The following is a 25,763-nucleotide window of genomic DNA, read 5'->3' as shown; positions in this document are numbered from 1 at the left end:
TTTTATATATGTGAACGTTATGAAAGTAATTACACGTATGCTTGGTCCCATCGATACCAATTGCTATGTTTTGATTAATGAAGGACATGCACTGGTTATTGATCCGGGTGGACCATTTGATGATTTGGATGCCATTTTAAAATCTGAGAATGCCGTATTGGATGCCATCGCATTGACCCATGCACATTTTGATCATATTGGTGGAATTCCCAGTATTTTAGAAAAACATCCCGTACCTGTTTATGTGTATTCCAGTGAATTTGATTTCTTTGATGATGACAAATTGAACGTATCATCTTACTTTGGTATGCCTTTTCGATGCAAAGTTTCACCAACGGCTCTAACACTGCCAAAATGTAAAATTGGTGCCTTTGAATTGGAAGTTCTTCATACACCAGGACATACACGAGGTTCTTGTGTATTTTTGATTGATCAGTATATGTTTTCGGGAGATACACTATTTATGGGTTCTTGTGGAAGGGTAGACATGCCAACTGGTTCGTATTCACAAATGAATGAATCGCTTCATACCCTAAAGAAACTCTATATCAACTATATCGTATATCCTGGACATGGACCGGCATCGACCCTGGAACATGAAAAACAATGGAATTCCATGATGGAATAATGGAAGTACATATTTTGTACTTCTTTTTTTTCTGTCCGTATTAGAGTACATGGAAGAACTATTAGATGCATTGATTCAATTAGCCCTTGATAAACGAGCCAGTGATATTCATTTTACTTGTAGTCATGGACAGTTACATATTCAATTACGTACGATGCAAGGATTAATAGATATTTATCAAAATGTATGGAAACCTGCTTTTTTTGAATTCTTGAAATTTCATGCTCGTTTTGATTTGACCAATCCATGGATACCGCAAAGTGGACAATTTGTCTATCATGATATTTTTTGTCGATTCAGTGTCATCTACAATCACGATATCCAAACAGGTGTTTTGCGCTTGCTTCATACGCAAATGGATCTGAAAATTGAAGATTTAACGTTGGATGTATCACAACGACAGTTCTTACATCAATTAACAACCATTCGTCAAGGTTTGGTTTTATGTGTAGGACCCACCAATTCAGGAAAGACCACTACCTTGCATGCCATTCTACATGAAATTGCTCTAAATAAACGTTATAAAGTGGTGAGCTTAGAAGATCCCATTGAAATTGACGATCCATCCTATCTACAATTGGAAATCAATCCATCTCAAGGATTTACGTATGAATGCGGAATCGAAGAATTATTACGACACGATCCCGATGTGATTTTGATTGGAGAAACGCGTAATAGTTATACAGCGAAGATGGTCATACGCGCGGCGTTGACGGGACATATGGTCTTTACAACGTTACATGCCAAAAATGGAAAAGAAAGTATTTCACGTATGATGGATTTTGGTATTGCCAAATACGAGTTAAAAACAACGCTAACAGCCATCTTAGCCCAACGATTATATATGTCTTCTGCTTCTTCCAAACAATGTATTTATGAATTGCTGACAGGAAAGGAACTGCGCTATGTCTTGGAAAACGATGCCTATTCACCGACGCATATCACTTTGGATCAAGCCATTCGCAAAGCTCTTATCCAAGGAGATATCACTGACAAACAAGCCGAATTGGACATACAAGATCTCAAAGGATGAAATCAAACAATTTGCGTTATTGAATCAACATGGTTTGGATACGGCAACCATGATTGAATTAAGTTTTAAAGAACACAAAAAAATATTAGCTGGTTTGGCTCAAGGAAAATCATTGGTTGACATGTTGTGTGTCAATACCAAAGAACCATATTTTCAAACCTTACATATTTTATGCCAATCACTGCCTTTTGATAAAGCCATCCGTTGTGCGGATGCTTTAGATACAGTTCAATCTGAATTAACGACAAAAGTTCTACGCGCACTGGCCTATCCAACCTTTCTCTTTCTTTTTTCCTATGGACTCATTCTCTTCTTTTCACAAACGATCATACCGTCTTTGTTGACTTATGATTCCTCCTCTACATCCATGGGATTGGTCCGTGCGCTTCAGATTGGCTATACCTTTTTATTTGTGCTGTTACTTTTATTGATTCTTGGTTTTATTTGTCGACATTGGATTCCATTCCTACAGAATAAAATCGAAACATTGCCCTTGTTTCGATCCATTGATTATTATTCGTTTTCTTTAATATGGTGTGCTCTATTAGAAAATGGTTGTTCGACTCAAGTATGCATTCAAACGATGACCAAAATGAAAGCAACCAAGACCAATGCGATACATATTCAATCGCAATTAGAAAAAGGGGTATCCTTGTTGGATGCACTTCATAGCGAATTTGGAAAGGATCCATTATTTATGCGTTGTATTCAATTGGGAATGAACAGTTCCAATTTGCTACATATTTTACCCATCTATCAATCGCGTAGATTATATGACATACAAGCACACATCAAAAAATATATTTTATTTGTTCAATTGTTTTCTTATACTAGTGTGGCTATCTTGGTGTTGGTTTTCTATCAAGTTTTATTATTACCGTTAAATTTATTACAGACGTTCTAGGAGGTTGCATGAAAAAGAAAAATGCGTTTACGGTATTAGAAATGATGATTGTCATGTTGATTGTTGCGGTTCTTTTATTGATTACTTTACCTAATATCCAGCAAAAAGAAAAAATTATTCGTGCCAAAGGATGTAATGCCTTATTGGATATTGTGAACTCGCAAATCCTATTGTATGAAATTGATCACGATAAAACACCGACTTCTGTATCGGATCTAATTTCGGGTGGCTATCTCAAAAAAGGACAAGATACATGTCCCAATGGCAAGCAGGTGGTGATCGTGAATGGAGATGCGAAAGCCCAATAATGGATTTACTATGCTACAAACTCTATTTGTATTGATGATTTTTTGTATCCTGGCCATACAAGTAAGACCCTATCGTCCGAGTTTGCGTTTGTTTATGAAACAAATGTTGGATCAAAGCATCCTCATGCAAGAAAGAGCCATGCGTGAAAAACGGGAAGTATCCGTAATTTGGTCGGATCATTCGGTTTCTTTCGATGGACATTCGCTTCGTTATCCATCTAGTGTATCTTGTGAGTCGGCTACCTATCACTACAATGCGAAAGGAAATATCTCGAATGCGTTAACCATTACCTGTTATCAAGGAAAAACATCGAGTCGTTTGATTTTTCAATTGGGATCTGGACGTGGTCGCCTTGAATAAAAATGGTTTCACTTTGGCCGAAGCTCTCTTGGCTTTTTTGATTGTAACCATTTGTGTATTGTTGGTGGTAATGATGGCGGGTTTAGCCAAATCCAATGCAGAAAGCAGGATCGATGATGAAATCGAAACGAAATGGTTTTACGCTGATTGAAGCTTTATTGTCTTTGTATGTATCGCTATTAGTAAGTATGTTGGCGTTTGTTTTGATTCTGAGTGTGTATCATATGTATACATCTCGCCAAACCATTCAGATAGAAGTTGCTATCCTTCAGTTACGACAACGCTGTGCTTTAGCCACTTGCCATGTACAAGAAGGTATATTGATTATTGATATGAACCATGAAACCTATCAAATCGGTTATGATAAGCATCGTTTGGTCAAACAACCAGGCTATGAAATATGGATGGAGAATATTGATGGGGCAACATTTCAGAAACAAGAAAAGGGAATTTATCTTACGATTGATCAGCAAGGAAACAAACAAACCTATCAGATCTATGAATGGGTATAGCACCTGGATCGCATTGGTTTGTTTTGTGTTATTGATGCAAATAATGAGTGTTTTATCCTTAGAGACTTTACAGCAAGTTGCTTTGGTTCAATGTGGAAAACAAAATGTGATTGATTTATCGTGTATATCTTACGCTAAGGCCATGATACGTCAAAACCAAATGGCTCTGCGTTGTGGAACGTCGCGAATGGATGAAAAGAATGTGTCTATTGATGGCATATCGGTTTCCTTCCACGATCATAAAACCTATGTGGAATGTACCTATGCCAAAGCCAATCGTATCGTGACCATGAAGATTTATTATGATGATCAAGCAATCATTTCGATGGATATTGACTCTGTTTTAAAAAAAAGGTAAAATCGAAGCATAGGCGAAGAATTAGAGTAGTAAAGGTATCATTTGTTTGTAGAGACTTGATGGTTGGTGAAAATCAGGAAGAAATGACCTTGAACTTGCTAAGGAGCTGATAAGTAATGTTATCCGTTCTCTTGCGTTAAAAGAGTTGAGTGATCAAATGTTATATTTGATAACTAAGGTGGTACCGCGTTTCAAACGTCCTTAGATAAGGGCGTTTTTTTATTGTAGGAGGAGAAAAATGTACGATCATCAGACAATTGAGAAAAAATGGCAAAAGAGATGGTTAGATGAGAAAACATTTAAATGTGATACATCTGATTTTTCTAAGCCAAAGTATTATGTATTGGATATGTTCCCGTATCCAAGTGGCCAAGGTTTACATGTAGGTCATCCAGAAGGATATACGGCAACTGATATTATTGCTCGTAAAAAAAGAATGGAAGGATATAATGTTCTGCATCCAATGGGATGGGATGCCTTTGGTTTGCCAGCTGAACAATATGCCATCCAGACAGGACATCATCCGGCTACCTTTACGAAACGAAATATCGATCATTTCCGTACCCAAATCCAATCCTTAGGATTTAGTTACGATTGGGATCGTGAAGTCAATACGTCCGATCCATCCTATTATAAATGGACACAATGGATCTTTTTGCAGTTGTATAAGAAAGGTCTAGCCTATGTTGATGAAATTCCCGTCAACTGGTGTCCAGAATTAAAAGCCGTTTTAGCCAACGAAGAGGTCATTGATGGTAAGAGCGAACGTGGCGGATATCCAGTGATTCGTAAGCCCATGCGTCAATGGGTATTAAAAATCACAGCCTATGCCGAACGTTTATTGGATGATTTGAAATTATTGGATTGGCCACAATCCACCATTGAAATGCAAAAAAATTGGATTGGTAAATCACAAGGTGCGAATGTTATTTTCAAGATTGATGGATACGACAAAGAATTTACGGTCTTCACCACTCGTTGTGATACATTATTTGGAGCTACCTATTGTGTTATGTCTCCGGAACATCCATTTGTCGATGAAATCACGACACCAGAACAAAAAGAAGCCGTTGATGCCTATAAAAAGATTTGTGCAACCAAATCCGATTTGGAACGTACAGATCTGAACAAAGATAAGACCGGTGTATTTACTGGTGCATATGCCATTAATCCAGTCAACGGAAAGAAGATCCCAATCTGGATTTCTGACTATGTATTGGCAAGCTATGGAACCGGAGCTATCATGGCTGTTCCTGCCCATGATACACGTGACTATGAATTTGCGAAAAAATTTGATTTACCAATCATTCAAGTATTGGCTGGTGGTGATATTTCCAAAGAAGCCTATACCGAAGATGGTGTACATATCAATTCCGAATGGTTGGATGGTTTGAACAAAGAAGATGCCATTAAGAAGATGTTGGCATGGTTGGAAGAACATCATTGTGGTGAAGCTAAAACAACCTATAAACTTCGTGATTGGTTATTCTCTAGACAAAGATATTGGGGAGAACCAATTCCTATCATCAATATGGAAGATGGTACGCAACGCGCTGTTGAATTGGATGAATTGCCATTGGAATTACCAGCTACAAATAATTATCAACCAAGCGATAATGGCGAAAGTCCATTGGCACATTTAACCGATTGGGTCAATGTCGAAATCGATGGGGTGAAAGGAAAACGTGAAACCAATACGATGCCACAATGGGCTGGTTCTTGCTGGTATTATTTACGTTATATCGATCCACATAATGATAAAGCTTTAGCAGATCCAAAACTATTAAAACACTGGTTACCAGTTGATTTATATGTCGGTGGTGCTGAACATGCTGTATTGCACTTATTGTATTCTCGTTTCTGGCACAAAGTTTTATACGATTGTGGTGTAGTTCCTACACCAGAACCTTTCCAAAAATTATTCCATCAAGGTATGATTTTAGGATCCAATGGTGAAAAGATGAGTAAATCTCGTGGCAATGTTGTTAATCCAGATGATATTGTCAAATCTCATGGTGCGGATGCCTTACGTGTATATGAAATGTTTATGGGACCTTTGGAATCTGCTTTACCTTGGTCAACAACAGGTCTAGATGGTACACGTAAATGGTTGGAACGTGTCAATCGTTTCTTTACGGAAGTTGCCAATATCACCGATACAAACGATGGTGCTCTAGATAAGAGCTACAACGCAACCGTTAAGAAAGTCAGTCATGATATCGATGCATTGCGTTTTAATACCGCTATCTCACAAATGATGGTTTTCATCAATGATGCCTATAAAGCCAAATCCATTCCTCGTGAATATGCCGAAGGTTTTGTGAAGATGTTCAGTTGTTTTGCACCACATCTAGGTGAAGAATTATGGGCAACCGTATTTGGTCATAAAGATACCATTGCGTATGAACCATGGCCAACCTATGATGAATCGAAGTTGGTTGAAAAATCCGTTACTGTTATTGCTCAAGTTAATGGTAAAGTACGTGGTAAATTTGAAATGCCAGTAGGCAGTGATGATCAATCGTTACAAGATGGAGCTTTGGCATTGCAGAATGTACAACGACAATTGGAAGGCAAAGAAATCAAGAAGATCATTGTTGTCAAAGGTAAAGTTGTCAACATTGTTGCTAAGTAGGTGATAGAATGAAACGTAAAAAAATAATTGGTCTTATTATTGCGTTAGTCGTTATCGCCGCTGTCTTCTTTGGTATCTACAAAGCCAATCAACCAACCACAATGGTGGGTTCCAAAGAATATACGGTAACGGTTGTGGATGATAAAGGAAACAAAAAGACATATGAAGCATCTACAGATAAGAAATATCTAGGAGCGGCCTTGAAGGAATTGGATAAAAATTCCGATGAATTCTCCATCAAAGGAACCAAGAGTGAATACGGAACGTATATCACCACGGTCAATGGCTTAAAAGCTGATTATAATAAAGATAAGGCTTATTGGTCTATTTATGTCAATGGTAAATATGGTCAAAATGGTGTGGATTCCCAAACCGTAAAGAAGAACGATAAATTCCGTCTTGTTTATGAAAAAGGCAACTAATTGGGATACACATACATTGGTTTTGATGGCATTGCTGACCGCCATCTTAGAAACTTCCAAGATGGCGATGGCAGCCATTCCGAATGTAGAGCCTGTAACCTTGTTGTTGATTGTTTACACGCTTTATTTTGGATGGAAGACATTATTGATCGTAGCGGTCTACATTCTTCTAGAAACAATGATTTGGGGCTTTAATGTATGGGTCTTTATGTACCTCTACATTTGGCCCTTTCTTGTTTTTTTGGTCATGAAACTCAAACGCTGGGATTCTACCATTACGTTTAGTATCCTTGCCGCCGCTTTTGGCCTGTTCTTTGGCGCCATGTGTGCACTTGTCTATTTCTTTATTGGTGGTTTCAATATGATGATTTCTTGGTGGATCAGCGGCATTCCTTTCGATATTCTTCATGGCATCAGCAATTTTTGGATGGTCTTCTTATTGTATAAGCCTGTCTGTAAAGTCATGGATCATTTTTTAATTAAACAATAAAAAAAGATATATTAAATAATAGCGGGGTTGACCCCCACCTTTAAATTCCTGGCGAGGTTGATTACCTCGCCAAGTTTAAAAAATGATTTTGGATCATACCCCGCTATAATTTAAAGCACCTAAAAAAGCAGAAACGAGCGTAAAACTCATTTCTGCCTTTTATTATCCAAAGAGAGAATTGGCATAACGGACACTTTCCATAGCATCTTTACCATAATAATCTGCACCAATCGCATCCGCATATTCTTGGGTCATGACAGCACCACCCACCATGACTTTGGTATCGGGTTTCTTTTCATGAAGCAATTGGATGGTTTGTTCCATGCTGACAACTGTTGTTGTCATTAAAGCACTTAAACCAACCAAAGAAATGTTTTCTTTAATCGCTGTATCAACAATAACTTCCGGGTCTACATCTTTACCAAGATCAATGACTTGATAGCCATAATTTTCCAACATGACTTTCACAATGTTTTTGCCAATATCATGAATATCGCCTTTGACCGTTGCCAAAATAATTCGTCCCTTAATTTTTTGCGGGGTATCCGCCATCGATTGTTTGATGACTTCAAACGCGGCTTTTGCGGCATCCGCACTCATCAACAACTGTGGCAAAAAGATGGTTTTCTTTTCAAATCCTTGTCCCACAATATCCAAGGCCGGAATCAATTCTTGATCAATGATATCCAATCCATTTTTAGTTTGGATTTCTTTTTCACATAAGATTTTGGCTTGTTCAACCAAACCATGTTGAACCGCACTGGATAACGTTTCTTCAACATTCTGTTTTGTTTTTTTAGCCGAATGGATCGTTTCTATCTTTTCATCCGGGACATCTGCATAGGTAGAAATATAATCCATACATTGTGGATCCATATTTAATAGGGCACAACTCGCACGATACGCACGCATCATACTTTCATTGCCCGGATTGATAATGGCACAAGATAGACCGTTGTTGATGGCCATGGTCAAAAAATGCGAGTTGATGATTTCGCGATGTGGTAAACCAAATGAAATATTGGAAACACCTAAAATACTATGACAATGCAGTTGTTCCGTGATCATACGAATCGTATCTAAGGTAATTTTGGCACTGGCCGTATTGGAAGAAATGGTCATAGCCAACGCATCCAATACGATATCCTTTTTTTCGATTCCATAAGTAGCTGCTGTATTTACAATTTTTTGTGCTACTTCATATCGATCCTGTGCTGTTTCGGGAATGCCTTGTTCATCCAAACATAAACCAACGATTACACCGCCATATTTTTTCACCAAAGGAAAAATTACATCCATGTTTTCTTGCTTTCCATTCACAGAATTGATCATTGGCTTGCCATTATATAAACGTAAAGCCTTTTCTAAAGCAATCGGATCCGACGTATCAATTTGTAGAGGAAGGGAAGTAATGCTTTGAAGATTGGTCATGACTTCACACATCATACTGGGTTCATCAATATCGGGAAGACCCACATTGACATCCAAGACCATAGCGCCATCTTCTTCTTGTTTTAAGCCAACGCCTAAAATGTAGTTGATATCATGATCACGTAAAGCCTGTTTAAAACGTTTCTTTCCGGTTGGATTGATACGTTCACCAATGATAACTGGTTTCGGTCCAATTTCTACGACTTGCGAACCCGAAGAAATCACACTGCGATTTTTCTTTGTGTTTGTTTGGAATGGTTTCTGTTTGACCATATGGATCATGCGTTCAATATATTCTGGAGTCGTACCACAACAACCACCCATAACTTGTACACCCATATCGGCAATTTCGGCCATCGTTGAAGCAAACATTTCCGCTTTTAGATCATAGACGGTACGACCATGAATCTGCGATGGTAAGCCTGCATTGGGATTCACAATGATAGGTAAAGAAGAAGCATCAATTAAACGTTGAATGACACCTTTCATTTGAATAGGGCCTACCCCGCAATTGACGCCTAGGGCATCCACGCCTAAACCTTCTAACATGGCAACCATGGATTCAACGGTTGCACCGGTCATCAACGTTCCACTTTCATCATAGGTGTTGGTGATACATACAGGAAGATCACAATTTTCTTTGGCTGCCAATACAGCAGCTTTGGATTCATAGCTATCATTCATTGTTTCAATCAAAACCAAATCGGCTCCGGCTTGTGCCCCGGCTTGAATGACTTCACCAAAAATAGAGACAGCTTCTTCAAACGCAAGATCACCCATGGGTGCTAATAATTTACCCGTAGGACCAATATCTAAAGCAACAAAGGCATCGGGATTGATTGCATCACGTGCTGCTTTCGCAATTTCTACGGCTTTTTTGGTAATCCTTTGCGTATCCTTTCCAAATTTGATTCGATTCAATCCAAATGTGTTTGTGTTGATGATGGTTGAACCTGCTTTTAAATACGCTTCCATATACGATTGGACTTCATCGGGATGGGTCAAATTCCATGTTTCTGGTAGTTCGCCGCTTGCCAGTCCCATATCTTGCAGCATCGTACCCGTCGCTCCATCACAAAAGAGCCATTCTTTTCCTAAACGATCCAAAAATGTTTTCATTATGTATTCCTCCTAAACGAACAATTGGTTTTCTCACAGACTTCACAGCCAGCCAAGATACAAGGTTCTTCTTTGGTTGAACAACCAATCAATGCAGTTACAGATTTCGATGGCATCATCAATAAGGTATCGGTCAGCGTTATACCAGTTGTATGAGGTAAATCTAATAATTGGCTGAATTGGGTTTGAAAACTTAAATCAAAATCGCCATATCCAGGTGAAAATCGAGGGCGACAATAATAGCCTTGACCTAACATGGTTTCTTTGATTTCTTGATTGACCGTATCGGCCCAGGCTTCTGCATAGGCAGCTCCAATGGCTTGGTAAATCGCAACTTCTACCATATGGGAAATTTCTGCTCGCCGAATCAATTGATCAATGGCAGGACCAATGGTCACGCCCATTAGACACACTTTGTCACATCCAGCTAAATTTCGATACAAACTTTTCGATTGGATATGCATGGTTTCAATAACTAATGTATCTTCTTGAAAAATAAGTGGGAAGACACGGACGCTTTTTCTTGGCGTGGAACGTTGAATGACGTTTTTTTTGCAACGTTCGATCAACGTATTGATTTGTTTATCGGGTTGGATTTTTTGATAGCCAAGATATCGTTGGATTTCACTATTTTTTAATTCGATCATAATCAATAATAGAAGACAAATTCTGAATGATACCAGCAGCAATATCGGGACGATTCATAGAATATACATGGATATGATTGATTCCATTGGAAATCAAATCAATAATTTGTTCGGAAGCATAAATGATACCGGCTTGTTTCATGGTTTCTTCACTATCGCCAAAACGATCGACCATACGACGGAATTTATGTGGGATGGTTGCACCACTCAAAGCCACACTGCGAGCAACTTGGCGCTTTTTCGTAATAGGCATGATACCCGCTAACACGGGAACGGTAATACCGGCTTCACGAATCTTAAACATAAAATTGTAGAAAGTATCATTATCAAAAAACATTTGCGTTGTTAAAAAATCCAAACCAGCATCCACTTTTTCTTTTAAATGTTGAATGTCTTCGGATTGTCTTTCACATTCCACATGACCTTCTGGATAACAAGCGCCGCCAATGCATAGGTTGGGATTGATTGCTTTGATATCACGAATCAAGTCAATCGCATGGGTATAATCGGGACTCACTTTACCGTCTTTTGGTAGGTCGCCACGTAAAGCCATGATACTGTCAATGCCTAAATCTTCATAGGTATGGACGACGGATGCCACTTGTTCTTTTGTCGAAGACACACAAGTTAAGTGAGCGAGTACAGGGGTAGATGTCTTATTTTGGATATCTGCCGCTAAGTGGGCGGTGTTTTTATTATTGGTGCCACCAGCTCCATAGGTTACCGACATGAAGTTTGGATGCAAATCCGCAATTTGACGGGCTGCTTTTTCTACTTCATCAAAATTGGTTTCTTTTTTGGGAGGGAAGACCTCAAAAGAAATGGTTACTTTATTATTATTTAAAATATCAATGATAGACATATATTTCCTTCTTTCTATTTTCCTATTATACGATGAAATAACGTTTAAAAAGAATATTAAATTTTTTTAGATGTTTCATATATAAAATCTATACCAAAATAGAAAAGTGTTTGCGTTTGTGAGAATGAATATGTTATGATGCAACCAAGGCAAAGAACAAGACAAGGCATAGAAAGGATAGTTTAGAGAACAGTTGGTTGGTGAAAAACTGTCTATCGGCTATGGAATACAGCTTGGGAGCTGCTTGTATATCCTGCATTAAAGGATGAACTGGAAACAGTCACGAAGGTCTAAAGAGTGATCTTTAGATAAATTAGGGTGGTAACACGAACATTTCGTCCCTTGGATGATATGTTCTTTTTTTATGAGAAGGAGACAGACATGGAACTTTTTGAAGAATTAGAATGGCGTGGCTTGATTGATAATGTCACAAGTCCTGAAGTTAAAGATGTCATCAACAATGAAAAGGTGACATTCTATATTGGTACTGATCCAACAGCCGATAGTTTGCATATTGGTCATTATTCAAGCTTATTAATGGCAAAACGTTTGCAGCAACATGGCCATCATCCCATTATGTTAGTGGGTGGTGCGACAGGTTTTATTGGAGATCCAAAAGCAACCGGTGAGCGACAAATGTTGACCCCGGAAGTTCTAAAGCACAACTTTGATGCCCTCCATGATCAGATTCAAAAATTGTTTGGTTTTGAGATGGTCAATAACTTGGATTGGACCAAAGATGTTACAATCATTGATTTTTTACGTGATTATGGAAAATTATTCAATATCACCTATATGTTGAATAAAGAAACCGTTAAAAAACGTTTAGAATCGGGTATTTCTTATACGGAATTCTCGTATATGATCTTGCAGTCATTAGACTTCTATACATTATACAAAACGAAGAATTGTACCTTACAGATTGGTGGACAAGATCAATGGGGCAATATTACATCCGGTTTGGAATTGATTCGTAAAAAATGCGGAGCCGATGCCAAAGCGTATGGTTTGACAATGCCTTTGATCACCAAAGCCGATGGAACGAAGTTTGGTAAGAGTGAAACGGGAACGGTTTGGTTGGATCCAGAAAAAACCAGTCCATATGATTTATACCAATTCTTATTTAATACGGAAGATGCCAAGGTTATTGAATATTTAAAGAAATTGACCTTCCTTACCAAAGAAGAAATTGATGCCTTAGAAGTATCCTTAAAAGAGGCACCTCATAAACGAGAAGCACAAAAAGCCTTAGCCAGTGAAGTTGTCCGTGATCTGCATGGTCAAGAAGCTTTGGATTCGGCATTAAAGATTACCAATGCTTTATTCCGAGGAAAATTGGCGGATTTGGATACATCCGAACGTCATGATGCAGTCAAGAATATGGAAAAAACATCTTGTCCAGATAACCAAATCTTAGAAGATGTTTTGGTCAATACACATATTGCTTCTTCCAAACGAGAAGCACGTGAATGGATCAAAGGAAATTCCATCAGTGTCAATGGTGTCAAAGTACAAGATGTGCATGCCATCATTTCTTCGAAAGATGCCTATGTGGATGGTTGTGTGATCATTCGCCGAGGAAAGAAACGTTACTATTGCTTGGAACTACAATAATATTTACCTTGATAAGTATCCAAACGGGCCATTCGTTTATCAATTTCATTGAGAACGATGGTCTTTTTTATTGTCCAAGTGGGCAGGATCAATTCATCGGCTAAGCCATCACCTGTTAATCGTTCAATGATCATATCGGGTGGTAAGACTTCCAATTGCGATACTACAATATCTACATAGTCTTCTAAAGAAAGAATCGGAAAGGGATGGATTTCGTATTCTTTGGCTAATTGGGTTCCTTTTAATAGATGTAACATATGGATCTTGATCGCATCGGGATGATGAGCAGCAACGGCTGTGGCACTGTCAATCATATCTTCTTTGGATTCACCAGGTAACGAATTCATTAAATGGACACATGTTTTGATGGGTGTATGCCGAATCTTTGCTAGTTGATCCCAGACAATTTGTGTACCATGACAACGATTGAGATGTTTCATAGTTTTTTCATGAATGCTTTGTAAGCCCAATTCGATCCAGACTTCTTTTTTTGAAGCTTGTTTAGCGAGATAATCCAGAACATCGGGTTCCAAACAGTCGGCTCGTGTGGCGACGGCTACACCTGTCACCGTCGGATCATTAAAAAATGGATCATAGATGGATCGTAAAACATCCAATGGTGCATACGTATTGGAAAAGGATTGGAAATAGGCAAAACCTAAACAATGGGGCCATTTTTGTCGCATGCGCTCTAGACCCGTTTGGTATTGAATCGAAAGAGTATCTTGAAAATGAAGAATGCTGTCTCCAGAACCCAAAGCCGAACAAAACGTACAACCACCCATTCCTTTTGTACCATCTCGATTGGGACAGGTAAATCCTGCATTTAAGGGAACTTTGGCTACTTTATGTCCATAGGTGTGTTTGAAGTAATAATTCATCGTTTGGTAGCGTTTATTGTCATCGGAATAGGGGTAGGGATTTTTCATTGTTTCACCTTCCTTAAGCCATTCGATATACCTTGGCTGATCGTCATAAATAAAATTGCAATGGCGATATAATTGATATGATAACGCCAGATGGGTTCATAATAATCCATATAGACAAAGAGATTCATTACAAGCATGTACCGGATAAAGTGACAAAGGATAAAGGCATAGATACCATAGATGGAAATCAGGATTACACTGTCTTTCTTCCATTTGGAATCTGAAAAGAGATGGACATGATTGCCAATATGCATACTAATCAAAACATAACTCCAATAGGCTCCTAACATGTGTAATATACGAGCAAGAGCGGATCCGGAATGAATATCTAAAAAGGCAAAAACGTGGCGACTAATAACCATTGCACTATATATTTGCATCAACATCAGTACAATAACGGTTCCGTCAATCAACAAGAAATAGATTCGTAATGGAGTATATTTTCCTTTGTAAAGATGGGCATACCAAGTTAGATTGAGAATTTGATGCACAATAAATAATACAAAGAGGATTGCACCAATCACTTCATGGAATGTATCCCCAAAAAATTGATAACCCATTAAAAGGAGTAAGCCAATGCTTAATAAAATATCTATGAATCTTTTTTGTTTCATGTTTCAACTATAACAACTAATGTTGAATTAAGCTAGTCCTTGTAGAATGTAGTCATACCCAATGAAATATGGTATACTTTTTATAGAAACAATAACAACTTTGGGAGGTGTTATTATGAAAGTTAATATTGTAGGAAAAAACGTGAAGGTTACACCGGCTATTGCCGAAAAGGTCAACAAAAAGCTGGATCACTTGACGAAGTATTTCTTGATCGACGATAACGTCACTGCCAAAGTGTTGATTCGGACCTATCCGGTTGGCCAGAAAATCGAGGTCACGATTCCAACAAAATATGCAATATTACGTGCTGAAGTTGTAGATGATGATTTGTATGCTGCCATTGATTTAGCCATTGACAAACTAGAAGATCAGATTCGTCGTCAAAAAACACGTCTGCAAAGAAAGAATCGATTATCTTTAGCAGAGGCATTCCTTGATGAAGAGGAATCTGCAGGAGATGATATTGATGAAGTTGTCAAAACAAAATCCATTGAACCGCAAGAAATGAGCTTGGATGAAGCCATCATGAAAATGGAATTATTAGGACATGATTTCTTCATTTATACCGATGATGAAACAGAAAAGATAGCGGTTGTCTATAAACGTAAAGATGGCGATTATGGATTGATTGAAACGGAGTAGAGGAATTTTTCCTCTACTTCTTTTTTTTGAAACTTTCTAAGAATCCGGGTCATAGATGCTGCTATCCCGAACTTGCATCAGTTGATCGATCAAATGGGAATGATAAATTAGATCTAATACTTTAACATCACTGCTGTTTTTATGGATGATTTCTTCAATCGTGGATAAACGATATAACAAAGTATTTCTATGAATTCCCAATTCTTGTGCGGCTTTTGATACCTTGGATCCAGTTAAAAAATAGGTAATACAAGTTTGTAGGAGTTGTGTGTGATTGACCGTATCATATGTTTTTAATAAATGATATTCGTTACATATCAAAGAAGGCCATTCTTTTGATGGATAATGTGCAATCATATCATAATATTCATATTGATAAAATGGATACAAGATTTCATTTTTATGGATCAATACACCAAGTTCTCGAGCACGTAGGGCTTGATGAAAATATACTTTGAGCTCGGATAAATCATAAAAGGTTCGACTGATTCCGATTTTTACTGGAAAGTCGATCAGAAGTTGTTGAATTTGTTTTATGTATGTGTTTTTTATATTTTCATCATTAAAATTAAGCACGGTCAAAATCTGATCTGCATAGATAAAAGAAGTGACATCTTGTGCAATCTTATTGATTTCATTGCTTAAATAAATATAGTGGCTTTTATCCGTTGGACAAATGATGGATAACACTTGAAAATAACTTTTAAAATCCCATTGAAATTGAAGAATCTCATTTTCAATCTCTAATTTATTGTTTTCGTTGATATGCAATAAGTTCAAATAAAAGTATTCTCTACGTGAATTGTAAATGGAATCGTTTGTTGTTTTGCTGGCAAGCAGAGGGCACAAGACCTTGCATACCAAATTTGATTTTTGTATATCGATGTCTTCCAGTTTATGATTGATCTCAAAAATAATAATATAGCCATATACAACATTATTTTTAGCTATCCGACCTAAGATCCGTGGAATGTTCTTTCCTAGATTTGTTTTATATAAAAAGGATTTGTTTTGAGAAAACAATCGTTTGGATGCAGAATCTTCTCGAAAGGAAAGAATGGATTCTTTTGAACAGCAATGATACTTTTTCGCATAATTCCAGACATCGTCATTAAAATCGGTATCGGTGCTCATGGCAATCACTTTAAAATAGGTATTTGTGATCATGATGGGATTATCAAATATCTTTTTTTGAATATTTTCAATCAAAGAAGAAAAACTTAAATCGGTAGTCACCATATCAAATAAGGCAATCTTTTCTTTTTCGAGCATAGAAATTTATTCCTTTCATTTGTGCAAATTGCACAAATATTATAGAACAATTCGTTTGTTTTAACATGTGAAAAAAATAACAAGAATATTAAAATAGGTATAGTTCAATCAACAGGAGGTATAAAAATGAATTTTGACAAATTATTTGAACCCGGTCAAATTGGTTCTTTACAGTTGAAAAACCGTTTTGTGATGGGAGCCATGGGTGTTGGTTTTGCTGAATTGGGTGGTACCCCGACTGCACGAACAAAAGCCTATTATGAAGCACGTGCCAAAGGGGGATATGGCTTGATCATCACTGAGGTCACACGTGTACAAGATAGTGAATTTTGTACACCATTTGAGCCTTCGTTAGGTGATGATAAGCATATTGCAGCTTGGAAGGAAGTCACCGATGCGATCCATCAGCAGGGAGCTTGTGTATTTCCACAATTGCATCAACCAGGAAGACAATATACAAAAACCATATTAGGACATGAAGTATCTGCCCCTTCTCCATTAGCCTGTCCAATCTTTGATGAAGTGCCCCATGAACTCACGACAGAAGAAGTTTGGGATAATATCCATATGTTTGGTGATGCTGCTTTGCGAGCAAAAAAAGCAGGCTTTGATGGTGTGGAAATTCATGCTGGCCATGGCTATTTAGTCCAACAATTTTTATCTCAATTTACCAATCGACGATTTGATGAATTTGGTGGTAGTTTAGAAAACCGTGCTCGTTTTGCGTGTGAAATCTGCAAGGATGTCAAACGCAAATGTGGAGACGACTATCCTGTCATCATCAAATTGTCGGGTGAAGAAAAAGTACCTGGAGGAATGACGATTTCCGATACCAAGATCTTTGCAAAATATTTCGAGGAAGCTGGATATGATGCCATCGAAGTGACAATTTGTACCTATGCATCTTTAGATTGGATGTCCGCACCAGAAGATGAACCGATGGGATTTAATGCAAACAATGCCAAAGCCATTCGCGAAAGTGTACATATTCCGGTGATTGCGATCAATCGTATCAATACCCCAGAAATTGCCGAAGATATCTTGGAAACAGGCAAAGCCGATTTTGTATCCATTTCCAGACAATCTTTAGCTGACCCTGAATTTCCGAATAAAACGAAGGAGGGAAGAATTTCTGAAATTTCTCCTTGTATCAATTGTTTACAATCTTGTATGGGATATATGACGGATCCCAATCATTTACAAGCTTGTTGTTTGGTCAATCCACGTGTAGGACATGAAGCAGAATATACATTTGATCCAGTGGATCATCCGAAAAATGTGGTTGTTGTTGGTTCTGGTCCAGCTGGCTTGTATACAGCCTATGTTGCCAGCAAAAAAGGACATCAAGTGAAGGTCATTGAAGCACAAGGAAAATTGGGTGGTCAATTCCGCATTGCCGCATTGCCACCAGCTAAATCTTTGTTGGCCAATCCATTGCGTTTCTGGATCCAAGAAGGAAAGAAACAAGGCGTTGAATATATGACCAATACCACAGCTACAAAAGAATTGATTGCCGATTTACATCCCGATGCGGTTGTGTTAGCGACAGGTGCAAAACAGTCAAAACCACCAATTGAAGGCATTGATGGTGAACATGTCTTTATGGCCAATGATGTCATTGAGGGTAAAGTTCGTGTCGGTCACAATGTATTGATCGTCGGCGGTGGTTTGGTTGGATTGGAATGTGCCGATTTCTTAAGAGAGCGGGCCGGTCGTCATAGTACCATCATCGATCAGATCCCTACCATCAATTATGGTGTATTGGGTGTGGGCACACACTTAAAAGCACGTCTTGATTCCAATGATACCGCCTATATTTTGGGAGCTACCATTAAAAAGTTCACAAAGGATGGCGTTGTCTATGAACAGGATCATAAAGAAAAAGAAGCGACTGGCTTTGATAGTATCATCATTGCGATGGGATCCAAATCCTATAATCCACTGGAAGCCGAGATAAAAGATCTATGTCCAGAAGTTTATGTGATTGGTGATGCTTCACTAGCTGGACAAGCCAACAAGGCAACCGAAGAAGCGGCAGCTGTAGCATTCCACCTATGATTTTTTAAGTATATTTTATTTATTTCTAGTGTAAGTGTTTACATTTTTAAAAAAATAATGTATTATGTGAATGGATAAAGTTTGAGATCAGGCTCAATCTCAAATGCTCACATGCGACGCATCCTTCCTTAACGTATGTGGGATATTTATTCATATCGATTCCTTTCGGTATTGTAAAAGACGTCTTTGGACGTCTTTTACTTTGCATGAAAGTTTTGAGTTGACAAATAAAACGTATTTTATACAATGGAAAAGGTTAAGGAGAAAAGAATATGATTAGTTCAAATGATTTGAAACCCGGACAAACAATTGCGGTAGATAATGACATTTATGTTGTATTAGATACATCTCAAAACAAAACAGCTCGTAGTGCAATGGTCGTTAAGGCAAAGGTACGTAATTTACGTACTGGCAGCAATGTTGAATTATCTTGGGGTGGTGGCGAAAAGGTACAACCAGCCGAAATTGAAAAGCGCGAGATGCAATATTTATATGATACAGAAGATTCTTTGGTTTTCATGGACAATGAAACCTATGATCAAATTGAAATTCCAAAGGATCGTTTAACTTGGGAGCGTCAATTCATGAAACCAGAAGATACCGTCAATATCACAAGTTATGAAGGAGAGATCTTAGGGGTTCAATTACCAGATAAAGTAACTTTACAAGTTGTGGAAGCTGAACCTGCTGTCAAAGGTGATACAGCTACATCTGCATTGAAAAATGCGGTTTTGGAAACAGGCTTACAAGTAAAAGTACCTTTGTTTATCAATCAAGATGAAATGATCGTCATCAATACATCAGATGGTAAGTATTCGGGTCGTGCAAAATAATTGAGGTCATGCATGACCTTTTTTTTTGAGGAAAATAATGATAAGATAGCACCACGGGGGATATAAAATGCAAATTTTTAGTAGTGTTCTTACCAATGTTTTGGCAAGTTTATACCAAGAATTTTTCAGTGCATTGGTTTTTGCTTTTTTATTTATGTTTTTATATATGTTCGCGCAACAAAATGGGGGATATAAGCGAGCAATCAAGATTTTTTTTATCAATTTTCAAAAACATAAAAGTTATCGATATATTTTCTATTTTGCTTTTTATTGTGCAATGATATTATTCCGAACGTTATTATGTCGACAATTATGGGTTGATCCATTGAATAATGTACTAGGTAGTTGGAGCTTATATGACAGTCAAGGACATATACAGACGGAAGGAATTGAAAACTTTATTTTATTTATTCCATTCACCATTTTATATTTTTGGATGATTTCTCAAATGAAAGAATATAAAACGCGTTGGATCTTGGTTCATTCCATTACCTATTCGTTTTTATTTTCGATTTGTATTGAATTATTACAATTATTATTGAAACTGGGTTCATTTCAATTATCTGATCTATTCTACAACACCTTAGGTGGTTTTGTTGGTGGAATTATTTATGTATGTGCACATAAAAAAAGTGATCATGAAAATAAAGAAGGGAAAGAAGAAGTATGAAAGTTCGCGTTGTTACTGAAAGTGGCGGCTGTTTGACACAGGAACAAGGAAAACAATATGATATTGATATTTTGCCCATGCAAATCTATATCGGTGATAAAACCTATGATGATGGTATCGATATAACGACGGAAGGTTTATTTGATATCATGGATACGGGAGCGTATGCGATGACAAGTCAGCCAAAACCAGCTCGTGCTCGCGCTTTATTTGAACAATATGTCAAAGATGGTGTCACGGATGTTGTTGCTGTTCATATGTCACCAGGACTATCTGGGACTCGTGCCTTGGTTGAATCCACAGGACGTGAATATGGTATAAAAGTACATACGATGGATACCTATACAACATTAGCGGTTGAGGGATATTGGGCGAAAGCTGCCAGAGAGCTTGTTGAAAAAGGGGTAGATCCTGATGAGATCGTGCGTCGTTTAAATGTTTCCATCGAAAAATCCAAAGGATATTTAGAACCCTATGATCTGAATCATTTAGCTAAGGGTGGTCGTTTGACACCGTTTGCAGCGAAATTTGCGGGTATGCTGCAAATTAAACCAATTTGTGAAGTTTCGTATCGCACCCAAGGAAAAGTAGGAATGCGAGCGAAAGTTAGAACGATGACAAAATCGGTCAAGACAGCTGTTAAGTTTTGTTGCGAAGATGTGGATGATCCGGATAATTATGTTTTCTTTTTGATGGATTCACGCAATCCTGAAGGAAAAGAAGTGGCTCGACAAGAGTTGAAAAAGTATTTTCCAACGGCCGTTTGGCAAGAAGATGTTTTATCACCAGTCATCAATGCACATGCGGGAATGAAATCGGTTGCGATGCAATATGCACCAATCGTGGAAGGAACGACTGTTCGCTAGAAGCCTTGAAAAAAGGCTTTTTTCCTTTATATATAGTTATTTTTTTCGTATAATTAATGGGATGAAATCGGGAGGTCATTATGGCTAAATATTCAAGAATGAAACGTTATCAAGGATTGCGGGAATCGTTAGATCGTGAAACGACACAAACGCAACAACCTTCTACAAATAAAAATTTAGAACGATTGAGTCGTGTTGCTTCGGCCAATCAAACCTTATCGCATGCAGATCAACCACAAAGAAAAAGAGAAGAAAATTTGCATACGGTCACACAAGAATTACCAACCAGTCCAGTGATGGATCATTTGTTTGATGAGGTCAAACAATACAATATTGAAAATGGCAATACGGTATCGGATGATACCCAAATCAATATCTTAAAACAATTGGATGGCACACAAGTAATGCATCGTAATGAGCATTTCATGCCCATGGAGCAACAAGAAGAAGATTTGGGATCGACCATGGAATTACCGGTTTCAAAGATTCAAGAAAAGGTCAATGAAAAGCCAAAGAAACAAGCCGCTGACTATGAAGATGGTACCGATATTTTACCTATGCGAGATGAACCATTGCCTGTACATCCTGTGGTAGATGAACCAGTTGAAGAACCAAAACCAGAACCAGAAACAGATAAACAAACAACCAAAGAAAAAATCGTTTTAACTCATGATGATTTTGATTTTGATGAGGATGATATTGACAGTCAAGATTTCGATGAGGATGAAGATGTTCCTGCACGTTCCGAAAGAATAGAAGAAGATACGGTTGAAGAAGAAAAACCGGTAAAAAAACCAAAACCCAAAACAAAGCCAAAGAAGGTAAAGAAGAAAAAGGTCAAGAAACAAAAAAAGGCCAAAGAAAAGAAGCCGGCCAAGGAAGCAAAACCAAAAGCGAAAAATAGAACAGGTACCATTTTAAATGTTGTATTGATCGTGTTAGTGATTTTGTTAGTGATTGCGATTGCGGCAACGTATATGATGATGAAAAATTTAGGTGCTTAATATGAATCACAAAATTAATATTGCGATTGATGGTACCAGTGGCGTAGGAAAAAGTACGATTGCGGATATCGTTGCTCAAAAACTAGATATGACACATTTGGATACCGGTGCCATGTATCGTTGCGTTGCATATTACTTGGTTTCCAATCATGTGGATATTCAGGATTCTACTGCTTTAGAAAAAGCTTTACATGACATTCATATTCGTTTTGATGATAAAGTTGTTTATTTGAATGATGTGGATGTATCCAAAGCAATTCGTACGAATGAAATTTCCATGGCAACTTCCAAAGTTGCAGCTTTAGAACCGGTTCGTAAAAAAATGGTTGCCCTTCAACAAGAGATTGCCAAAGAAAAAGGATATATCTTAGATGGTCGGGATATTTGTACCGTGGTTTTACCAGATGCAGAAGTCAAGATCTTTATGTCGGCCAGTCCATCGGCTCGTGCGGATCGTCGATACAAAGAATATATCAATCAAGGAATCGATGCGGACTATGATGAAATCTTGCATGATATCGAACAAAGAGATTATCAAGATAGTCATCGTGCCATTAGTCCTTTAAAAAAAGCGGAAGATGCAACAGAAATTGATACATCAAACATGGGTATACAACAAGTTGTAGAAGCTGTATTAAAATTGATACCAGTGGATGCATAGAAAGGAGATTCGCTATGTTACGTGGAACAGTCGCTATTGTTGGTCGTCCCAATGTGGGAAAATCAACGATTTTTAATCGTTTGATTGGTCAACGCAAAAGCATTGTCGATGATACTCCGGGGGTAACTCGTGATCGTATCTATGGCGAAGTGGAATGGTTGACACAATCATTTCGACTCATTGATACAGGTGGTATTCAATTGGTAAATCAGGCATTTGGTGATGAAATCAATATGCAAGTGGATATTGCGATTGAAGAAGCCGATGTGATTTTGTTTATCACCAGTGCCAAAGAAGGTGTGACTTCGGATGATGTCTTGATTGCTAGAAAGTTGCAAAAAGCGAATAAACCAGTAATCTTAGCTGTCAATAAATCCGACAATGAAACCTTACAAATGATGCAATATGATTTTTATCAATTGGGACTGGGAGATCCAATGGTATTATCAGGTGCCCATGGTATTGGAATTGGGGATGTCTTAGATAAAATTATGGAGTTACTACCTAAAAAACAGATTCGTCCGTACGAAGGTATTACTTCATTTTGTGTCATTGGACAACCAAATGTAGGAAAGAGTTCTTTGGTCAATGCCTTATTGCATGAACAACGTGTTATTGTATCGAACATCGAAGGAACTACACGAGATGCTATCGATACCCCATTTACATACGATGGACAAGAATACATCATTATTGATACAGCAGGTATTCGTAAGCGTGGTAAGATTTATGAAAATATTGAAAAATATTCTTTATTGCGTGCATTGCAGGCAATTGATCGTTCTGATGTGGCTTTATTTTTGATTGATGGTGAAAAAGGTATACGGGAGCAAGATAAACATGTGGCTGGATTGGCACATGATGCCGGCAAAGGCGTCATTATTGTTTATAATAAATGGGATACGGTTGATAAAAACGAGAGAACGATGCATGAAATCGAAACAAAGATTCGTAATCAGTTTTTGTATTTGGATTATGCACCGATTGCGTTTGTTTCAGCCAAAACCCATAGTAAAGTCAATCAATTATTGCCTTTGATCAATGAAGTGCATGATGCATGTTGTTTGAGAATTCCCACAAATGTATTGAATGATGTCGTCTTGGATGCACAAATGTTGAATCCACCAAAACCACATAATGGTCGTCAATTAAAGATTTATTATGCTTCCCAAGTGGCAGTAGAACCACCAACAATCGTATTATTTGTGAATGATCCGGAATTACTGCATTTTAGTTACAAACGGTATATCGAAAATAAACTAAGAGAAGCATTTTTGTTTACGGGTACGCCCATCAAAATTTTGGCACGGGCTAGAACATAAGAGGTTTATATGCGAACAGTGATTATAGGTAGTGGTAGCTGGGGAACGGCTTTAGGACAAGTATTGGCAGATAACCAACAGGATGTGATCGTTTATGGTCGTAATCAAGCGGAAGTCAGTGATATCAATGAAAATCATCATAATACCAAGTATTTTAAAGAGACGGAATTAAATCCATTATTGACAGCTACACAGGATTTGTCAGTTGTAGAAGGGGCTGATTTTGTTCTATTGGCCGTTCCGACGATTGCGATTGAGGATATGTGCAAGAAAATTGATGGATATTTAAAGCCGAATACGATCGTCATTAATGTGTCCAAAGGTTTTCATCCAGAAACGAATGAGAGAATGAGTGATGTCATTCGACGTTCCATTTCATCGAATAAACTAAGTTCGGTTGTTTCTTTGATTGGTCCTTCCCATGCGGAAGAAGTTGTGATTCGTCAATTGACGACGATTGATGCCATCAGTTTAAAGATGGAAGATGCCAAACAGGTACAAATGTTGTTTTCAAATCGCTATTTTCGTATTTATACCGGATCGGATGAAATTGGCAGTGAATTAGGAGCCGCCTTAAAAAATGTCATGGCTATCGCTTCCGGAATTTTATCGGGTCTTGGCTATCAGGATAATACGAGAGCGGCATTGATTACACGGGGTCTTCAAGAGATGGTTCGTTATGGAACGTTCTTTGGTGGTCAAGAACGTACGTTCATGGGACTGACTGGAATTGGTGATTTAATTGTTACTTGTACAAGTAAGCATTCGCGTAATTTTGAGTGTGGATATCAAATTGGTCAAGAAAATACAGTGGATAATTTTTGGGCAAATAACACCAAAACAGTCGAGGGTGTTCGTACCGCTAAGATCGTACATCGGGTAGCTGAAAAAAATCATATTTCTATGCCAATTTGTGAGGAAGTCTATCAAATTTTATACAATCATAAAAAACCAGATACGTGTGCAGATAGTTTAATGTTGCGTGATTTAAAAGAGGAGTTTCGATGAGTAAATTTGTGAATAAAGATTCACTTGCACAGAGTGTTTCGACGCAATTGAATCTTTCCAAAGCAGATGGACTAAAGGCAGTTAATATCATTTTTGATGAAATGAGTGAAGCATTGCAGGATGATGGAAATGTGGATATTACATCATTTGGAAAGTTTGAAATTTTCCATCGTAAAGAACGTATGGGAATCAACCCGATTACGAAAGAAAAGATGATGATCCATGCTTCGAAATTGCCAAAGTTTCGTCCGTCACAAACATTAAAGAATAAATGTAATGAGAAGTAGACATCTACTTCTTTTTTTGACATAAATAGTGTTAAAAATACAGATATAGTATCGGTAGAGGTGATGATCATGGAATATAATCTAATTATCAAAGAAGATCCCTATACTGGTGGTTTTATCGTGTATTTTGATGGTTTGCCAGGTTGTATGTCCAAAAGTAAAACAATGACTGGTGCCATTGAAAAAGCTTATCATGAATTAAGCATTTGGAAGCAAGGTGCGATGCATTCAGGATTTGCTTGTTTTTCTGCATGTTTATTTCTATAATGTTT

The 25,763-nt window shown here is 37.7% G+C and carries 27 protein-coding genes and 2 other annotated features; of the genes, 21 read left to right on the top strand and 6 right to left on the bottom strand.

Annotated features, from left to right (window positions below):
* The first annotated feature begins 19 nt into the window (after nucleotides 1-19).
* From EDX97_RS03970 to EDX97_RS03925, 9 genes are all read left to right on the top strand, one after another.
* A complete protein-coding gene (locus EDX97_RS03970; protein WP_128519881.1) occupies nucleotides 20-628 on the top strand; it encodes an MBL fold metallo-hydrolase in 609 nt (202 codons plus the stop codon).
* Nucleotides 629-677: 49 nt separating this feature from the next.
* Nucleotides 678-1,661, top strand: a complete 984-nt coding sequence (locus EDX97_RS03965) for an ATPase, T2SS/T4P/T4SS family (RefSeq protein ID WP_128519880.1) — start codon at nucleotides 678-680, stop codon at nucleotides 1,659-1,661.
* A 912-nt stretch (nucleotides 1,662-2,573) separates the two neighbouring features.
* Nucleotides 2,574-2,873, top strand: coding sequence for a competence type IV pilus major pilin ComGC (gene comGC, locus EDX97_RS03955; protein WP_128519878.1), 300 nt, complete (start codon nucleotides 2,574-2,576; stop codon nucleotides 2,871-2,873).
* Nucleotides 2,851-3,234: a type II secretion system protein gene (locus EDX97_RS03950; RefSeq protein WP_128519877.1), complete on the top strand. Its 384-nt coding sequence runs from the start codon at nucleotides 2,851-2,853 to the stop codon at nucleotides 3,232-3,234. Before comGC ends, EDX97_RS03950 begins: the two co-directional genes overlap by 23 nt.
* Nucleotides 3,235-3,350: 116 nt before the next feature.
* Nucleotides 3,351-3,746 carry a competence type IV pilus minor pilin ComGF gene (locus EDX97_RS03945; protein ID WP_183164257.1) on the top strand — a complete coding sequence of 132 codons (396 nt, stop codon included), beginning with the start codon at nucleotides 3,351-3,353 and terminating at the stop codon, nucleotides 3,744-3,746.
* A 34-nt stretch (nucleotides 3,747-3,780) separates the two neighbouring features.
* Entirely contained in the window at nucleotides 3,781-4,104 is a 324-nt protein-coding gene (locus tag EDX97_RS03940) for a hypothetical protein (protein ID WP_183164256.1), read from the top strand.
* Between the two features lie 7 nt (nucleotides 4,105-4,111).
* Nucleotides 4,112-4,310 (top strand) — a binding site (T-box leader).
* 32 nt (nucleotides 4,311-4,342) lie between these two features.
* Nucleotides 4,343-6,739 (top strand): leucine--tRNA ligase, encoded by a 2,397-nt coding sequence (gene leuS / locus EDX97_RS03935; protein ID WP_128519874.1) that lies wholly within the window; start codon nucleotides 4,343-4,345, stop codon nucleotides 6,737-6,739.
* An 8-nt stretch (nucleotides 6,740-6,747) separates the two neighbouring features.
* Nucleotides 6,748-7,161, top strand: a complete 414-nt coding sequence (locus EDX97_RS03930; protein ID WP_128519873.1) for a DUF4430 domain-containing protein — start codon at nucleotides 6,748-6,750, stop codon at nucleotides 7,159-7,161.
* Complete coding sequence (locus tag EDX97_RS03925; protein WP_128519872.1) at nucleotides 7,145-7,651, top strand: hypothetical protein; 507 nt, start codon at nucleotides 7,145-7,147, stop codon at nucleotides 7,649-7,651. The genes EDX97_RS03930 and EDX97_RS03925 overlap by 17 nt, the downstream gene beginning before the upstream one ends.
* A gap of 162 nt (nucleotides 7,652-7,813) precedes the next feature.
* On the opposite strand, the gene EDX97_RS03920 is transcribed toward EDX97_RS03925, so the two are convergent.
* The 3 genes from EDX97_RS03920 to metF are packed head-to-tail and all read right to left on the bottom strand — an operon-like array spanning nucleotide 7,814 to nucleotide 11,710.
* Nucleotides 7,814-10,201, bottom strand: coding sequence for a homocysteine S-methyltransferase family protein (locus tag EDX97_RS03920; protein WP_128519871.1), 2,388 nt, complete (start codon nucleotides 10,199-10,201; stop codon nucleotides 7,814-7,816).
* Nucleotides 10,201-10,848 carry a vitamin B12 dependent-methionine synthase activation domain-containing protein gene (locus EDX97_RS03915; protein WP_128519870.1) on the bottom strand — a complete coding sequence of 216 codons (648 nt, stop codon included), beginning with the start codon at nucleotides 10,846-10,848 and terminating at the stop codon, nucleotides 10,201-10,203. The genes EDX97_RS03920 and EDX97_RS03915 overlap by 1 nt, the downstream gene beginning before the upstream one ends.
* On the bottom strand, nucleotides 10,829-11,710 hold the full coding sequence (gene metF, locus EDX97_RS03910; protein ID WP_128519869.1) for a methylenetetrahydrofolate reductase [NAD(P)H]: 882 nt from the start codon (nucleotides 11,708-11,710) through the stop codon (nucleotides 10,829-10,831). The genes EDX97_RS03915 and metF overlap by 20 nt, the downstream gene beginning before the upstream one ends.
* 143 nt (nucleotides 11,711-11,853) lie before the next feature.
* Nucleotides 11,854-12,056 (top strand) — a binding site (T-box leader).
* A 35-nt stretch (nucleotides 12,057-12,091) separates the two neighbouring features.
* On the opposite strand from metF, the gene tyrS reads away from it, so the two are divergent.
* Nucleotides 12,092-13,324, top strand: coding sequence for a tyrosine--tRNA ligase (gene tyrS / locus EDX97_RS03905; protein ID WP_128519868.1), 1,233 nt, complete (start codon nucleotides 12,092-12,094; stop codon nucleotides 13,322-13,324).
* Here the strand turns inward: tyrS and mnmL are convergent.
* Complete coding sequence (gene mnmL / locus EDX97_RS03900; protein ID WP_128519867.1) at nucleotides 13,303-14,253, bottom strand: tRNA modification radical SAM protein MnmL/YtqA; 951 nt, start codon at nucleotides 14,251-14,253, stop codon at nucleotides 13,303-13,305. The two genes, tyrS and mnmL, sit on opposite strands and share 22 nt — an antisense overlap.
* Nucleotides 14,250-14,867, bottom strand: a complete 618-nt coding sequence (locus tag EDX97_RS03895; protein ID WP_128519866.1) for a hypothetical protein — start codon at nucleotides 14,865-14,867, stop codon at nucleotides 14,250-14,252. Before EDX97_RS03895 ends, mnmL begins: the two co-directional genes overlap by 4 nt.
* 115 nt (nucleotides 14,868-14,982) lie before the next feature.
* Here EDX97_RS03895 and hpf point away from each other — a divergent pair, with 115 nt between their 5' ends.
* Nucleotides 14,983-15,510, top strand: coding sequence for a ribosome hibernation-promoting factor, HPF/YfiA family (hpf, locus tag EDX97_RS03890; protein WP_128519865.1), 528 nt, complete (start codon nucleotides 14,983-14,985; stop codon nucleotides 15,508-15,510).
* Nucleotides 15,511-15,546: 36 nt separating this feature from the next.
* Here the strand turns inward: hpf and EDX97_RS03885 are convergent, their stop codons facing one another.
* The gene (locus tag EDX97_RS03885; protein WP_128519864.1) at nucleotides 15,547-16,782 is read right to left on the bottom strand and encodes a PucR family transcriptional regulator; all 1,236 of its coding nucleotides are present in this window, start codon (nucleotides 16,780-16,782) and stop codon (nucleotides 15,547-15,549) included.
* Nucleotides 16,783-16,908: 126 nt separating this feature from the next.
* On the opposite strand from EDX97_RS03885, the gene EDX97_RS03880 reads away from it, so the two are divergent.
* The 10 genes from EDX97_RS03880 (at nucleotide 16,909) to EDX97_RS03835 (ending at nucleotide 25,758) form a co-directional block, all read left to right on the top strand.
* Complete coding sequence (locus EDX97_RS03880; protein ID WP_128519863.1) at nucleotides 16,909-18,840, top strand: NAD(P)/FAD-dependent oxidoreductase; 1,932 nt, start codon at nucleotides 16,909-16,911, stop codon at nucleotides 18,838-18,840.
* 272 nt (nucleotides 18,841-19,112) lie between these two features.
* Nucleotides 19,113-19,673 carry an elongation factor P gene (gene efp / locus EDX97_RS03875; protein ID WP_128519862.1) on the top strand — a complete coding sequence of 187 codons (561 nt, stop codon included), beginning with the start codon at nucleotides 19,113-19,115 and terminating at the stop codon, nucleotides 19,671-19,673.
* Between the two features lie 277 nt (nucleotides 19,674-19,950).
* Entirely contained in the window at nucleotides 19,951-20,343 is a 393-nt protein-coding gene (locus EDX97_RS03870) for a VanZ family protein (protein WP_478209478.1), read from the top strand.
* Complete coding sequence (locus EDX97_RS03865; RefSeq protein ID WP_128519860.1) at nucleotides 20,340-21,209, top strand: DegV family protein; 870 nt, start codon at nucleotides 20,340-20,342, stop codon at nucleotides 21,207-21,209. Before EDX97_RS03870 ends, EDX97_RS03865 begins: the two co-directional genes overlap by 4 nt.
* 80 nt (nucleotides 21,210-21,289) lie before the next feature.
* Nucleotides 21,290-22,213, top strand: a complete 924-nt coding sequence (locus tag EDX97_RS03860) for a hypothetical protein (protein ID WP_128519859.1) — start codon at nucleotides 21,290-21,292, stop codon at nucleotides 22,211-22,213.
* 1 nt (nucleotide 22,214) lies between these two features.
* Nucleotides 22,215-22,874 (top strand): (d)CMP kinase, encoded by a 660-nt coding sequence (gene cmk, locus EDX97_RS03855; RefSeq protein WP_128519858.1) that lies wholly within the window; start codon nucleotides 22,215-22,217, stop codon nucleotides 22,872-22,874.
* Nucleotides 22,875-22,888: 14 nt separating this feature from the next.
* Nucleotides 22,889-24,196, top strand: a complete 1,308-nt coding sequence (der, locus tag EDX97_RS03850; RefSeq protein WP_128519857.1) for a ribosome biogenesis GTPase Der — start codon at nucleotides 22,889-22,891, stop codon at nucleotides 24,194-24,196.
* Nucleotides 24,197-24,205: 9 nt separating this feature from the next.
* Nucleotides 24,206-25,204, top strand: coding sequence for an NAD(P)H-dependent glycerol-3-phosphate dehydrogenase (locus tag EDX97_RS03845; protein WP_128519856.1), 999 nt, complete (start codon nucleotides 24,206-24,208; stop codon nucleotides 25,202-25,204).
* Nucleotides 25,201-25,491: an HU family DNA-binding protein gene (locus EDX97_RS03840; protein WP_128519855.1), complete on the top strand. Its 291-nt coding sequence runs from the start codon at nucleotides 25,201-25,203 to the stop codon at nucleotides 25,489-25,491. Before EDX97_RS03845 ends, EDX97_RS03840 begins: the two co-directional genes overlap by 4 nt.
* A 69-nt stretch (nucleotides 25,492-25,560) precedes the next feature.
* On the top strand, nucleotides 25,561-25,758 hold the full coding sequence (locus EDX97_RS03835) for a type II toxin-antitoxin system HicB family antitoxin (RefSeq protein WP_128519854.1): 198 nt from the start codon (nucleotides 25,561-25,563) through the stop codon (nucleotides 25,756-25,758).
* The last annotated feature ends 5 nt before the right edge of the window (nucleotides 25,759-25,763 follow it).

This window comes from Absicoccus porci (genome assembly GCF_003725415.1).
GTDB lineage: Bacteria > Bacillota_I > Bacilli_A > Erysipelotrichales > Erysipelotrichaceae > Absicoccus > Absicoccus porci.
The sequence above is the reverse complement of the archived record's forward strand: the minus strand, read 5'-3'. Positions and strand labels throughout refer to the sequence as shown.